This is a genomic window from Aeromicrobium sp. Leaf289, assembly GCF_001423335.1.
Lineage (GTDB): Bacteria > Actinomycetota > Actinomycetes > Propionibacteriales > Nocardioidaceae > Aeromicrobium.
In genome coordinates, this window is the sequence record NZ_LMNK01000001.1 from 394,232 (window position 1) to 407,531 (window position 13,300).

The following is a 13,300-nucleotide window of genomic DNA, read 5'->3' on the forward strand; positions in this document are numbered from 1 at the left end:
CCGCCCCGTGGCACGGGACGAGGTCGTTCAGGGTGCCGGTGCCGCCCGTGGGCGGCGGGTGGTCAGGGAAGCTGTCGTGCGGTGTGCTCGGCCAGCTCGCCGTCTGCGGCGCGGGCCATGAGGACGGCGATCTCGGCGGCGAAGTCGTCCACCGAGTCGAACGCCTTGTAGACACTCGCGAAGCGCAGGTACGCCACCTCGTCGAGGCTCTTGAGCGGGTCGAGGATGGCCAGGCCGACCTCGTGGGCCGCGATCTCGGCCGCACCGCTCTCGCGCAGTGCGTCCTCGACCTGCTGGCCGAGGCGTGCGAGGTCGTCGTCGGAGACCGGACGGCCCTTGCAGGCCTTGCGGACGCCGGAGATGGCCTTGTCGCGGTTGAAGGGCTCGGTGGCCCCCGACCGCTTGAGGACCGTCAGCTGCATCTGCTCGATGGTCGTGAAGCGCTTCTCGCACGCTCCGCAGACCCGACGACGCCGGATGGCGCCGCCCTCCTCAGCCACCCGGGAGTCGAGCACGCGGGTGTCGGGGTTCTTGCAGAACGGACAGTGCACGGTGCTCTCCTCTCGGGCTGATTTCTTCGCGGGATCTGGGGACAACCTGGGGATGCAGAGGTGGATGGCCCGGGATTCCTGTGGGTAAGTCCCCCGTCCCTGTGGGACTAGATGTGGAGAACTACATCGGTGTAATCACTAGATGTAGTGGCTACCGTACGCCTGCACACCAGGTCATGCAAGCAAGTCTGACGAGTTGCTCAGACAAATCTGAGAGCTCGATGTTTGCGCAGGTCAGCGGCCTCTCGAGTCACACGAGCCTCAGGTGTCACGGCGTGTCCCGGCGCCACCGAGGTGGAACCACCCCCTCCTCGACCAGGACGTACCCGGTCCCGAGGGGCTCTCACCGAAGCCTCTTCCTCTCAGGAACAAAAGGGAGCACGATGACCGCATGACCATGCGACTGAACCCCTACCTGAACTTCCGCGACGAGTCCCGCGAGGCGCTCGAGTTCTACCAGTCCGTCTTCGGCGGGACGATCGAGGCGATGACCTTCGGCGAGGCCGGCATGAGCGACGACCCCGCCGTGGCCGACCGGATGATGCACGGCCACCTCGTCACCGACGCCGGCTTCGACCTGATGGCCTCCGACACTCCCCCGGGCGGCGACCAGCCGTCAATGGGCACGGCCATCAACGTCACCCTCAACGGCGACGATCCCCGCATCCGCAACTACTGGGCCGGACTCAGCGAGGGCGCCGAGATCGTGGCACCGCTCGAGCGTGCACCGTGGGGCGACGAGTTCGGCCTGCTGAACGACCGCTTCGGCGTGGCCTGGCTGGTCAACCTCGCCGCGAGCCAGTAGCGGCCGACCCTCACACGGGGCGGGGCACCGCCACGCCGAGGTGGTCGAGCGCAGCGTCGACGAGCGCGAAGGCCGCAAGACGGCTGCGCGTCGCGTTCGCGAGCGCCTGACGCTTCAGCTCGCTGGGCTCCGACCCGCTCACCCGCACGAGGTCGGCGCTCTCGTCGACCCAGCGGCTGAAGGTCTCCGGAGTCACCTCGGGGTGGAACTGCCAGGCGATCACGCGGGCACCGAAGGCCTCGTCGACGAAGCACTGCGGGCCGAACCAGGAGCTGCCGATCACCCGCGCCGTGGGCGGCGGGCTCAGCACGTCCTGGTGGAACTGGCCCCACGGCCCCTCCGGGCAGAGGACGTCGTCGAGCGTGTCGACGCGGCGCCACCCGATCTCGGCACCGTCGCCGCGGTACGACGTGCCGCCGAGGGCACGGGCCACGAGCTGGGCGCCGTAGCAGATGGCCATCACGGGGACGCCGGAGCCGAGCGCCACCCGCACGACGTCGGACTCCGCCTCCACGACGTGGGCCCAGCGGGGCTCGTGCGCCGAGCGCTCCGAGCCGAGGCTGAGCACCAAGTCGACGCCGGTCGCCGACCACGGCGAGTCGATCGTGTCACGGTCGATCCAGGTCAGCTCGGCGCCGTGCTCACGCAGCCGCTCCGTGACGTAGCCACCGGAGCGGTCGGTGTCGTCGGCCAGCACATGCACCTGCAGAGGGCGGTCCGCCGGCGTCGGGCCCGGGTGCGTGGAGGCGTCGTTCATGCCCCCATGGTGCCGGACGGGCCCGTCACTCGTAGACGGGCACCGCGAGGTCGGAGCCGAGCTGCAGCGCACCGGCGCTCGGCAGCGAGTTCATGCGCATGATGTCGTCGACCGTGTCGCGCACGTCGCCCTCGGGGTTGGCGTCGGCAGCGATCTGCCAGAGCGTCTGCCCCTCCTGCACGGTGACGACCGTGGTGGCCGGGACCGCGCCGGCGTCGGAGGTGGCGACGGTGGACGAGCCGAGAGCGACGACCGTGACCGCCAGCGCCGCGATCACGGCGAGCAGGAGCACGAGGCGGCCCCGACGGGTCAGCCGGACCGCAGCCGGCTCGGTGGTACTGCGCGGCGCCGAGGCGATCCCGCGGGAGAACGAGGGGGCGAAGCGGCTGGTCTCGTAGACGGTGATGGTGCTCATGGTGACCTCCGGGGAAGGGAGAGGAAGGAGTCTTGGTGTGTCGATCGAGCACCTGTCGATGTCATTCGAACGTCGATGCTCCGGGGGCGGTGGTGCTCCGCGGATCCGACGAACAGATGTTCGATCGAACACGTGTACGACAGTAGGGGACGGCGCCGACAAAAGCAGCCCCCTTTCGAACAGGAATCCGAACAGGACGGTCACTCGCCTGCCATTCCAGCGAAAGAATCTTCGACACGGTGTTTGACTGTGACGCGTCGCACGCGCGTGACCGCTCCCAGGGCGTTTGCGGGACCGTCGAGCGCGCCGTTCGAACGCGCGACACGCTGTCGAACATGTGTTTGTAAACGTCCCCGCAGAGGTCTAGCGTGGGGACCATGAGCGACGACAGCACCCTCGACCCCTCCGCCGACGCGCCGCGTCGGGGCCGCCCGAAGGGTTCACGCAACTCCGTGCGTGAGCTGCCCGACGGTCCCGTCGACGAGATGACCGGCCTCACCGGCCGGCAGCAGAAGATCCTGCACTTCATGCGCGACCAGATCGAGCAGCGCGGCTACCCGCCCAGCATGCGCGAGATCGGTGGCGCCGTCGGCCTGGCCAGCACCTCCTCGGTCGCCCACCAGCTGCGGGTTCTCGAGCGTCTCGGCTACGTCAAGCGCGACCCGAACCGCCCGCGCGCGATCGAGATCTTCCTGCCCGAGGTGGTCAAGGCGCGGCGCACGCTCAGCTCGGCCGACGACTCCGAGGTCGACGAGACCGGCTTCGGCGACCAGCGCCCCGAGGCCACCTACGTGCCCATGCTCGGTCGCATCGCCGCAGGCGGTCCGATCCTCGCTGAGGAGCAGGTCGAGGAGATCTTCCCGCTCCCCCGCTCCCTCGTCGGCGACGGCACCCTGTTCCTGCTCGAGGTGCGCGGCGACTCCATGGTCGACGCGGCGATCTGCGACGGCGACTACGTGGTCGTCCGCCAGCAGCCGGTCGCCGAGAACGGCGAGATCGTCGCCGCCATGCTTGACGGCGAGGCGACGGTCAAGACGTTCCAGCGCAAGGACGGTCAGATCTGGCTGCTGCCGCACAACGACGACTACTCCCCCATCGACGGCAACCACGCCACGATCCTGGGCAAGGTCACCACGGTGCTGCGCCGCCTCTGACACCCACCGTCAGCGCTCATCACCCACGAGGCCCTCTCCCGTTCACGGGAGAGGGCCTCGTCGCGCGTCGGCGTCCGAGCGATGCCGGGCGAGCTGAGCTCAGCTGCGGAAGTTGAGCGTGCCCACGCTGTAGGACTTGCCGGCCGTGACCCGCTTGGTCTGCGTGCCCTTGTGGGTGCGGCCGATTCCGCGCCACGAGTCACCGTTGACCAGGACCCGGTAGTTGCCCGACGCGAGGCCGCGGATGACGAACCGGCCCGAGGAGCTCGTGTACGCCGAGCGCATCACGAGCACGCCCTGCGTGGAGTACACCGAGACCAGCATCTCCTTGTTGCTCTTGCCGCCGATCCGCGAGACCTTGCCCGAGATCGTGGCGCCCTTGCGCAGCCTGGAGGTGTTCGACGTGGCGTCGCCGTTGTTGATGGTGACGAGCTTGTAGTCACCGGCGCTCTGCGCCACGCAGGCGTCGCGGTACATCCAGCCCTTGTAGCCGCTCGGCGGCTTCTTGGCCTTGAAGCCGTAGCGGTACGACGTCTCGTACTCGGGGTAGGCGCCATTGACGGTCTTCCAGCGCTCGCTGCCGCGCTCGCCACCCTTGTGGTAGAGGTAGTTGTCCTTGTAGATGCTGGGGTACCAGGCAGAACAGCCCGTCCGTCGCCCGACCTCGACCCAGTACTTGCCGTTGCGCAGACCCTCGAACTGCTTGAAGCCCGAGGAGTTGGCGTGGCCGGCCGTGATGATCGGGCGGTCCAGGATCTTGGTGCCGGGCACGTACTCGCGGACCGTCGTCCAGGTGTCGTGGGGCTTGATCGACGACGTGTAGGTCGCGTCGGTGTCGAAGCCGAGCGCGTGCTTGCCGGAGTCGAGGTTGGCGGAGATGGTGGCCGACAGGCCGCCGGTGCCGTAGGAGATGAGGTCGTCGTCGCTCGCGGAGTAGGTGTACTTCGTGGCGGCGTTGCAGCTGGCGTACTGGCGCCCGCCCGTCGTGATGACGCCGGCCCGGTTGGTGCCCTCGTGCGAGACGAGGTAGCGCGAGTCGCCGTTCTGGCTCACCGGGAGGAACGTGATGTCGTAGCCGCCGGACCCCGACGTCGTGTCGGCGCCGTACTCGTTGGCACAGAAGGGCACGTCGAGACCGCGCAGGTCCGAGGCGCGCGTCGGCCGGGTGACGGGCGGGGCGATCACGCGCACGTCGGTGCCGGTGGACCCGGCCCCGCTGAGCGTGCCGGCGATCCGGCCGAACCGGAAGTCGGCCACGAAGTCGTTGTACTTGGTCACCGAGGCCGCGTGCGCCTCGCTGACGCGCTTGCCGCCGCCAGTGGGCCGTCCGTCGGTGCCACGCCAGAACCACTCGCGGACCGTGCCGTCGACCCGCGCCCGGATGCTCAGCCGGTAGCCGTAGGACGCGGCGTTGTTGGTGCCGAGCGAGACGGCACCGAAGTCGTAGGTGCCGTTCGACGCGACGTCGACGGTCTTGAGACGACGCGAGACGAGTCCGCTGACGTTCCAGCTGGTCACCTGCACGTCGGTCACCCGGCTGCCGAGGCCGGGGCCCGACACGGTGCCCTTGAGGTTCCGGCTGGCCTGGGTCCGCTCCAGCGTGATCGTCTTGTCACGCGCCGAGGCACCCGAGGGGTAGACCCGCAGCGTGCGCTCGAAGGTGGTCCCCTGCTGCCCGGGGGCGGACCCGAGGCCCGTGGGCGCGGTGTTGCCCTCGTCGCCCAGCCAGTAGACGGTGATGTAGCCCGCGCTGTTGCCCTTGATGCTGTACGGCCAGTTGACGTACCGGGTCTGGCCCAGGATCGCCGCACGACCGGAGCAGGTCTTCGACCCGTTGCAGCGCGCGTAGATCTTGACCGGACGGTGTCCGGCCGAGTTGGGCGAGCCGACGGCGACGATGTTCGACCGCGCCTCGATTCCGGTCGCGGCCTGGGCGGTGGAGGCGCTCAGCCCGACGAGGGCGCCCGTCGCGACGAGCACGGCAGACAGCAGGACGGCGGTACGACGGAACATCAATTCCCCGAGAACTTCGATGGCAGGACCGCTGCACTGTACCAAGCCCGGGCCTGGTAGCCCGGTTCCGTCGTCAGCCCTTGAAGCGCAGCGTGCCGGCCGAGACGTTCTTGCCCGCCTTGGCCTTCACCGACTTCTTGCCGGAGAACGAGCGGCTGATGCCGCGCCAGGAGTCCGCGTTCACGACGATCTTGTAGGAGCCGCTCGCCAGGCCGCGGATCACGAAGCCACCGCTGCGGCTGCTGTAGGCCGAGCGCAGCACCTTCTTGCCGTCGGTGGAGTACGCGGTCACGAGCATCTCCTTGTTGGACTTGCCGCCCACCCGGGTGACCCGCCCGGAGATGGTGCCGCCGCGGGGGTTCGTGACGTCGACCGTCCGGTCGCCCGCACCCACCGTGATCAGCACGTACTTGCCCGCGCCCACGGCCTTGCACACGTCGCGGTACATCCAGCCCTTGTAGCCCTTCGGGGGGTTCCGCTTCACGTAGCCGTAGCGGTAGGACGTGGAGTACTCCGGCACGCTGCCACCCACGGTCTTCCAGCGCTCACTGCCTCGCTCGCCACCCTTGTGGTACAGGTAGTTGTTGGAGTAGATGCTGGGATACCAGGCCGAGCAGCTGGTCCGGCGACCCACCTCCACCCAGTACTTGCCGGGGCGCGCGGCGAACGTCTTGTTGCCGCTGCTGTTGGCGTAGCCCTCGGCCACGATCGGCGACTCGAGGATCTTGCGGCCCACGGAGTACTCGCGCAGCGTGGTCCAGCGGTCGTGGACCGAGCCACCCTTCAGCGTGTTGCCGTTGATCGTGAGGCTGCGCTGGTCCGCCGACGTGCTCACGTCGCCCACCGGGAGCGTCTCGGATCCCGAGGGGAAGCCGAGCAGGTCGGACATGTCCCGCGTGTACTTGATGGCGGCCTGGCAGCTGTCGACGACGTTGCCCTCAGAGATGATCACGGCGCCGCGCAGTGCGCCGGCCGGCTCGAAGTCGACCATGTAGCGGTACCGCACCGCGTCGGGGCGCGGGACGAACGTGACCGAGTAGCGGCCGGCGTCGTCGGTGCGCACGCGCCCGAACTCGTTGGCGCAGTAGGGCACGTCGAGACCGCGCCGGTCCGACGAACGACTCGGGTAGGACGGCGGCGGGGTGAGCACGCGGACGTCCGCACCCGCCGAGCCGGTGCCCGTGAGGCGCCCGCTGACCGTGCCGTAGGCGAAGTCCGCCTGGAAGTCGCCGGCCTTCTGCACACGCACGACGGCGGCGTCGCGGATCCAGCCGCCACCGCCGTCGGCGAAGCCGGACCCTGTGGTGCTCCCCCGCCAGAACCACTCGCGCTCGGTGCCGTCGACCACGGCCGAGACGCTCAGGCGGTAGGCCGCACCCGGACTGTTGTTGCGGCCGAGGGCCGAGGAGCCGATGTCGAAGCGCCCGTCGGAGCCGACGGGCGCCGTGCTGACCCGGCTGCTGCGCAGGCCGCTGACGACCCACTTGGAGACCTGCAGGTCCTTGATGCGCGACGACGCGGGACCACGAACCTGGCCCTGGATCCGACGGCTGTAGATGCGCGGCTCGAGCCAGATCGACTTGCTCTTCTTGGACGCACCCTTGGGGGTCCAGGTGAAGGTCCGCTTGAACGCGTCGACCTTGCCGAGCTCGGTCGGCTGGGCCGCCGCCTTGTTCCAGTAGGCCTTCAGGTAGCCGCTCTTGCCGCCCTTGATCGAGTACGACGTGGTCTTGACCAGACCGCCCTGCACCAGCGTGGCCGTGCCCGAGCAGGTCTTGGAACCCTTGCAGACCGCGTAGAGGTAGAGGGGGTGGTGACCCGTCGAGTCAGGGCGCTCCACGGCCACGACGTTGGAGCGGACCTCCAGACCGGTGGCGGCCTGGGCCGTCGACGGCACCGCCACGACGAGGGTGGAACTGACGATCAACGCGACAGACGCGGCAAGACGGCGCATGGAGCCCCGAGCCCTTCATACGTGGGAATGACGGCTCAGCGTACCCCGCGCGGACCACGTCCGGGTGCCGACTGGGCGAACGGCCGACGCGTCGTCAGTCGTCGAGTCGACGAAGCGCCCCGAGCACGGCGTCGCGGTCGGTCGTGCGCCACAGCGGAGGCAGCGAGGCGGCAAGGAACGACCCGTAGCGTGCCGTGACGAGTCGGGGGTCGAGCACCGCCACGACGCCCCGGTCGGTGGTGCGCCGGATCAAACGCCCCGACCCCTGTGCCAGCAGCAGTGCGGCATGGCTGGCCGCCACGGTCATGAACCCGTTGCCGCCCCGCTTCTCGACCAGACGCTGACGGGCGCTCATGAGCGGGTCGTCGGGCCGCGGGAACGGGACCCGATCGATGATCACGAGCCGGCAGGTGTCGCCCGGCAGGTCGATGCCCTGCCACAGGCTGAGCGTGCCGAACAGGCTGGTGCGCTCCTCCTCGGCGAAGCGCCGCGTCAGCTCGGACAGCTGCGCGTCGCCCTGGCAGAGGATCTCGTGGTCGGGAAGGCGCGTGCGCACTCCCTCGGCTGCGGCCTCGGCCGCACGTCGCGACGAGAACAGCCCCAGCGTCCGTCCGCCTGCGGACTCCAGCAGGGCCGCGATCTCGTCGAGCTGGGCGTCGGTGATGCCGTCGCGACCCGGCGGCGGCAGGTGCTTGGCGACGTAGAGGATGCCTTGGCGTCGGTAGTCGAACGGTGAGCCGACGTCGAGGCCGGTCCACACCTCGGTGTCCCCCGGGCGGAGCCCGACGGCCGCGGCGACGGGGTCGAATCCACCGCCGACGGTGAGCGTGGCGCTCGTGAGCACCACCGTCTTCTCCTCGAAGAGCTTGTCGCGCAGGCTGGCCGAGACGTCGACCGGAGCGACGTGAAGCACCGGACCGCGGGTGTCGGAGAGCCACAGCACCTCCGTCTCGCGCAGGCTCGCCATGCGGTCGGCGACGAGACGCACCTCCTCGAGCCCGGCCTTCGCCTGCTGGCGGGAGGCGTCGGCCTCGCCGTCGGACTTCTCTCGCGGGAAGGCGGACAGGCAGGCGCGGGCCATGTCACGGACCCGCGCGAGCGCCTCGGCCAGCTCGTCGTCGAGCACGTCGATGCGTCCGACGTCGACGCGGGCCAGGGCGGCCGCCAGGGCGTCGGCAGCCTCGTTGAGGTCGTCGGTCTCCCCGTCGGTGTGGGGGCGGGCGCGCCGGGCGGCGCGCTCGATGCCCGCCGGGTCGAGGTCGGACGTGGCGGCCTGCGTGACGCGGGCGGCGAGCTCGTGCGCCTCGTCGACCACCACGGCGTCGTACTCGGGGAGCATCGGCACGCCGTCGATCGCGTCGATGGCCAGGAGCGCGTGGTTGGTGACGACGACGTCGGCGTGCTGGGCGGACTCGCGGGCCAGCTCCGCGAAGCACTCCGCGGCGTGCGGGCAGCGCGTGGCACCCACGCACTCGCGGTGGTTGACGCTGACCTGCCGCCAGGCGCGATCGGTGTGCGACGGCGCGGACTCACGGTCGCCGTGCGCACCGTCGCCGCTTCCCGGCTTGCCCGCAAGGTCCTCGGCCCACTCGCGCAGCGCCAGCACCTCGGCGCCGAGGCTTCCCTCGGGCAGGTCGACGAGAGCACCCTGCTCGTCGGGCACGCCCTCGCGCACGCGGTGCAGGCAGGCGTAGTTGGCGCGACCCTTCACGACGGCGTACGACGGCGTGGTGCCCATGGCCTCGCGTGCACCCGCGACCAGGGCCGGGAGGTCACGTTGGACGAGCTGGTGCTGCAGTCCGAGCGTCGCGGTGGAGACCACCACGCGGTCCTGGTGGAGCAGGCTGGGCACGAGGTAGCCGAGCGACTTGCCGGTGCCCGTCCCGGCCTGGACCAGCAGGTGTCGACCCGAGCCGAGGGACTCGGCGACGGCCTCCGCCATGGCCACCTGACCTGGGCGTTCCGTGCCGCCGAGGGCGCCGACCGCGGCGTGCAGGACCTCGCGGACGCTGGGCTCGGCGGAGGGGCTGTCGGACATGGTGGCGAGCCTAGACGGACGCCCCGCGCCGGTCCGGCCCCCGTCCACAGCCGAGTGCGCCGGCGCCGGCGTCGCCCGGCCTCAGAGCTCGTTGAGCTGGTGCGCGAGCTCGTCGGAGACGCGGGCGACGAGGTGCGTGCCGTCGGACGCGTGGTCGAGGGTCTCGATCTCGCCGGTCTGGTGCACGAGGCTGAGCAGGTCGCCCCGGTCGTAGGGCACCACGACGTCCACCCGGGCCTCCGGGCGAGGCAGGTCCGCCTCGACCGCCGCGAGCAGCTCGTCGATGCCCTGGCCCGTGCGGGCACTCACCAGGACCGCGTGCGGCTCGCGGGCGAGCAGCTGATTGACCATCATCGGGTCGGCGGCGTCGGCCTTGTTGAGCACGATGATCTCCGGGACACCGGTCGCGTCGATCTCGGCGAACACCTCGCGCACCGCAGCGATCTGCCCCTCGGGGTCGGGATGGGACGCGTCGACGACGTGGAGCACCAGGTCGGACTCGGCCACCTCCTCCAGCGTGGAGCGGAACGCCTCGACGAGCTGGTGCGGCAGGTGGCGCACGAAGCCGACGGTGTCGGACATCGTGTACACACGTCCGTCGCTGGCCTGGGTCTTGCGGGTGGTGGGGTCGAGGGTGGCGAACAGGGCGTCCTCGACGAGCACGCCGGCGCCGGTGAGCCGGTTGAGCAGGCTCGACTTGCCCGCGTTGGTGTAGCCGGCGATGACGACGGCGGGCACGGCGTTGCGCCGACGCTGGGCCTTCTTGATGTCACGCGTGGTGCGCAGCGCCTTGAGCTCACGGCGCAGCTTGGCCATCTTGGCCTGGATGCGGCGGCGGTCGGTCTCGAGCTTGGTCTCACCGGGGCCACGGCCACCGATGCCCTCACCGCCGGCGGCACGGCCACCGGCCTGGCGCGACAGGTTGCCACCCCAGCCGCGCAGACGCTGGGTCTGGTACTGCAGCTGGGCCAGCTCGACCTGCGCCTTGCCCTCCGCCGACTTCGCGTGCTGGGCGAAGATGTCGAGGATCAGGGCGGTGCGGTCGACGACCTTGACCTTGGTGCGGTCCTCGAGGTTGCGCAGCTGGCTGGGGGCGAGCTCGCCGTCGCAGATGATCGTGTCGGCGCCGGTGGCCTGCACCGCCGCCGTGAGCTCCTCGACCTTGCCGCTGCCGATGAAGGTGGCCGCGTCGGGCCGCTGACGACGCTGGAGCAGCGCGTCGAGCACCTCGGAGCCCGCGGTCTCGGCGAGCAGCTTGAGCTCGGCCAGCGAGTTCTCGGCGTCCTCGGCCGACCCGTCCGTCCACACACCCACGAGGACGACGCGCTCGAGCCGCAGCTGGCGGTACTCGACCTCGGTGATGTCCTCGAGCTCGGTGCGCAGACCGGCGACGCGGCGCAGCGACTGGCGCTCCGCCAGCTCGAGCCCCTCGTGGGCGCCCTCGGTGGCCCGCTGCGACTCCGCGTCGACGTCGGGTCCGGGGGTGGGGGTAGATCGACTCATGCCATCCATTCCATGTCGCCACGGGCGACGATCTCGGCGGGACCGGCCAGCAGCACGCGGCCGTCCGCGGTCCAGGTGACGCGGACCGTGCCGCCGGGCACGTCCACGCGATAGGTCGTGGGCAGGGTGTCGGCCTGCACCGAGGCGGTCGCGACGGCTGCAGCACAAGCACCGGTGCCGCAGGACCGCGTCTCGCCGGAGCCGCGCTCGTGCACCCGCATCGCGATGTGGTGGTCACCGCGGACGTCGACGAACTCGATGTTCACGCCGTCGGGGTACACCCGCGAGTCGTACTCGGGCTCGGTGAGCAGGGAGCCCGCGTCGTCGAGCCGGTCGACGAAGGCGACGGCGTGCGGGTTGCCGGTGCGGACGCCGACGGCCTCCCAGGCGCGCCCGTCGACGACGACCTTGCTGCCCTCGACGAACGTCGCGCCGCCCATGTCGACGACGTAGTCGTTGCCGTCGAGCGTGACGATCTTGTCGCCGTCGCGGGTGCCGACCACGACCGGCTCGCCCCCGGGCACGAGTCCTTCGTCGAGCAGGTGCCGGGCGAACACGCGGACGCCGTTGCCGCACATCTCGCTGACGGTGCCGTCGGCGTTGCGGTAGTCCATGAACCACTCCCCTGCGCTGGCGGCGGCCTGGGGCTCGTCGAGCGCGGCCGACCGCACCACGCGAAGCACGCCGTCGGCGCCGATGCCGGTGCGTCGCGCGCACAGCGCCGCCACGAACGCGGGATCGAGGTCGCCGTGCACCGTGCCGTCGTGGTCGGGGAGCAGGACGAAGTCGTTCTCGGTGCCGTGCCCCTTGAGCCAGGGGAAAGTCATGACACCAGTCTACGGCCGCGGGCCCGACGGATCCGCGGCGTCGCCGGGCTCCCCACCCCGTGCCACGTGGTCCAGCGCGCGGGCCAGCAGGTCGGGCTCGTCGTGGGGCAGCCAGTGCACCCGCGGGTCCTGGTGGAACATCCGGTCCTGTCGCCGGGCGAACGCGCGGGTGCCCCGCACGGTCTCGGCGCGGGCCTCCTCGTCGCTCGCCTCCCCACGCAGCATCGCGAGCACCTGCTGGTAGCCGATGGAGCGCGACGCCGTGGGCGAGCCGTCGATCCCGGCATCGAGCAGGCCGCGCACCTCCTCGACGAGTCCCTGCTCCCACATGGCATCGACCCGACGCACGATGCGCTCGTCGAGCACCGGACGCGGGACGTCGAGGCCGAGCAGGGTCACGTGTCGGTAGATCGAGCGGTGAGCCGGAAGACTCGCGACGAACGGTCGGCCGGTCATCTCGGTGACCTCCAGCGCGCGCACGAGCCGGCGGCCGTTCGAGGGGAGCACCTGGTCGGCAGCCTCGGGAGCCACCCGCCGCAGCTCGGCGTGCAACGCCTCGGCCCCCTCGGTCTCGAGCCGACGCTGGTAGCGCTCGCGCACCTCGGGGTCCGTGCCGGGGAACTCGAAGTCGTCGATCACGGCCCTCACGTACAGCGACGACCCGCCGACGAGCACCGGCGTCACGCCACGACGCAGACAGTCCTCGATCGTGGCGCGGGCGTCGCGCTGGAAGGTCGCCACCGACGTCGGCTCGTGCACGTCGAGCACGTCGAGCAGGTGGTGCGGGACGCCGCGCCGCTCGGCCTCGGTGATCTTCGCGCTGCCGATGTCCATGCCACGGAACAGCTGCACGGCGTCGGCGTTCACCACCTCGCCACCGAGGGCGAGCGCCAGGTCGACCGCCAGCGCCGACTTGCCCGACGCCGTCGGACCGACGACGACCACGATGCGATCGAGGCTGCTCACCCGTGGAGTCTTTCAGTAGCCTCGGGGCAAGCGGGGCAGTGCGCCCCTGGACCGAGGAGAGATCTGATGGGCTTCCTGGACAAGCTGAAGAAGAACGCCCCCGAGCTCAAGGCGAAGGCCGCCGAGCTGGCGAAGACCCAGAACGACAAGATCGACCAGGGCATCGACAAGGCCGCCGGTCTCGCCGACAAGGCGACCAAGGGCAAGTACACCGGAAAGATCGACGGCGCGGCCGGCAAGGCGAAGGACGCCGCCGACAAGCTCGCCGAGGAGGACCGGCGCGGCGGACCAGCCGGACCCCGCGGCCGCGCCTGAGC

The 13,300-nt window shown here is 70.7% G+C and carries 12 protein-coding genes; 3 read left to right on the forward strand and 9 right to left on the reverse strand.

Features of this window, described 5'->3' with window-relative positions; all coding sequences use genetic code 11:
• Window positions 1-62: 62 nt before the first annotated feature.
• Complete coding sequence (gene nrdR, locus ASF37_RS01830) at window positions 63-551, reverse strand: transcriptional regulator NrdR (RefSeq protein ID WP_055967602.1); 489 nt, start codon at window positions 549-551, stop codon at window positions 63-65.
• Window positions 552-942: 391 nt separating this feature from the next.
• Between nrdR and ASF37_RS01835 the strand changes: the two genes are divergently transcribed.
• A complete protein-coding gene (locus ASF37_RS01835) occupies window positions 943-1,356 on the forward strand; it encodes a VOC family protein (RefSeq protein ID WP_056578826.1) in 414 nt (137 codons plus the stop codon).
• A 10-nt stretch (window positions 1,357-1,366) separates the two neighbouring features.
• Here the strand turns inward: ASF37_RS01835 and ASF37_RS01840 are convergent, their stop codons facing one another.
• Together ASF37_RS01840 and ASF37_RS01845 are read right to left on the reverse strand one after the other, a co-directional pair.
• Window positions 1,367-2,113 (reverse strand): type 1 glutamine amidotransferase, encoded by a 747-nt coding sequence (locus ASF37_RS01840; RefSeq protein WP_056578829.1) that lies wholly within the window; start codon window positions 2,111-2,113, stop codon window positions 1,367-1,369.
• A 25-nt stretch (window positions 2,114-2,138) separates the two neighbouring features.
• Window positions 2,139-2,528 carry a LysM domain-containing protein gene (locus ASF37_RS01845; protein WP_082480785.1) on the reverse strand — a complete coding sequence of 130 codons (390 nt, stop codon included), beginning with the start codon at window positions 2,526-2,528 and terminating at the stop codon, window positions 2,139-2,141.
• Between the two features lie 377 nt (window positions 2,529-2,905).
• Here ASF37_RS01845 and lexA point away from each other — a divergent pair, with 377 nt between their 5' ends.
• On the forward strand, window positions 2,906-3,682 hold the full coding sequence (gene lexA, locus ASF37_RS01850) for a transcriptional repressor LexA (protein ID WP_055968558.1): 777 nt from the start codon (window positions 2,906-2,908) through the stop codon (window positions 3,680-3,682).
• Window positions 3,683-3,781: 99 nt separating this feature from the next.
• Here lexA and ASF37_RS01855 read toward each other — a convergent pair whose 3' ends face one another.
• From ASF37_RS01855 to miaA, 6 genes are all read right to left on the reverse strand, one after another.
• Window positions 3,782-5,695: a hypothetical protein gene (locus ASF37_RS01855; RefSeq protein WP_056578832.1), complete on the reverse strand. Its 1,914-nt coding sequence runs from the start codon at window positions 5,693-5,695 to the stop codon at window positions 3,782-3,784.
• 73 nt (window positions 5,696-5,768) lie between these two features.
• Window positions 5,769-7,622: a carboxypeptidase-like regulatory domain-containing protein gene (locus ASF37_RS01860; protein ID WP_162239933.1), complete on the reverse strand. Its 1,854-nt coding sequence runs from the start codon at window positions 7,620-7,622 to the stop codon at window positions 5,769-5,771.
• Between the two features lie 121 nt (window positions 7,623-7,743).
• A complete protein-coding gene (locus ASF37_RS01865) occupies window positions 7,744-9,687 on the reverse strand; it encodes an ATP-dependent DNA helicase (protein WP_056578837.1) in 1,944 nt (647 codons plus the stop codon).
• A gap of 81 nt (window positions 9,688-9,768) precedes the next feature.
• Window positions 9,769-11,190, reverse strand: coding sequence for a GTPase HflX (gene hflX / locus ASF37_RS01870; RefSeq protein ID WP_056578839.1), 1,422 nt, complete (start codon window positions 11,188-11,190; stop codon window positions 9,769-9,771).
• Window positions 11,187-12,017, reverse strand: a complete 831-nt coding sequence (gene dapF, locus ASF37_RS01875) for a diaminopimelate epimerase (protein ID WP_056578842.1) — start codon at window positions 12,015-12,017, stop codon at window positions 11,187-11,189. The genes hflX and dapF overlap by 4 nt, the downstream gene beginning before the upstream one ends.
• Window positions 12,018-12,026: 9 nt before the next feature.
• Entirely contained in the window at window positions 12,027-12,983 is a 957-nt protein-coding gene (gene miaA, locus ASF37_RS01880) for a tRNA (adenosine(37)-N6)-dimethylallyltransferase MiaA (RefSeq protein WP_056578844.1), read from the reverse strand.
• 66 nt (window positions 12,984-13,049) lie between these two features.
• On the opposite strand from miaA, the gene ASF37_RS01885 reads away from it, so the two are divergent.
• Window positions 13,050-13,298, forward strand: a complete 249-nt coding sequence (locus ASF37_RS01885) for an antitoxin (protein ID WP_056578847.1) — start codon at window positions 13,050-13,052, stop codon at window positions 13,296-13,298.
• Window positions 13,299-13,300 lie beyond the last annotated feature (2 nt).

What these genes read in the sequence shown, in the direction of transcription:
- hflX (WP_056578839.1), bottom strand. Translation starts at nt 11,190, where the DNA reads ATGAGTCGATCTACCCCCACCCCCGGACCCGACGTCGACGCGGAGTCG.
- lexA (WP_055968558.1), top strand. Translation starts at nt 2,906, where the DNA reads ATGAGCGACGACAGCACCCTCGACCCCTCCGCCGACGCGCCGCGTCGG.
- ASF37_RS01885 (WP_056578847.1), top strand. Translation starts at nt 13,050, where the DNA reads ATGGGCTTCCTGGACAAGCTGAAGAAGAACGCCCCCGAGCTCAAGGCG.
- dapF (WP_056578842.1), bottom strand. Translation starts at nt 12,017, where the DNA reads ATGACTTTCCCCTGGCTCAAGGGGCACGGCACCGAGAACGACTTCGTC.
- ASF37_RS01845 (WP_082480785.1), bottom strand. Translation starts at nt 2,528, where the DNA reads ATGAGCACCATCACCGTCTACGAGACCAGCCGCTTCGCCCCCTCGTTC.
- ASF37_RS01855 (WP_056578832.1), bottom strand. Translation starts at nt 5,695, where the DNA reads ATGTTCCGTCGTACCGCCGTCCTGCTGTCTGCCGTGCTCGTCGCGACG.
- ASF37_RS01840 (WP_056578829.1), bottom strand. Translation starts at nt 2,113, where the DNA reads ATGAACGACGCCTCCACGCACCCGGGCCCGACGCCGGCGGACCGCCCT.
- ASF37_RS01865 (WP_056578837.1), bottom strand. Translation starts at nt 9,687, where the DNA reads ATGTCCGACAGCCCCTCCGCCGAGCCCAGCGTCCGCGAGGTCCTGCAC.
- ASF37_RS01835 (WP_056578826.1), top strand. Translation starts at nt 943, where the DNA reads ATGACCATGCGACTGAACCCCTACCTGAACTTCCGCGACGAGTCCCGC.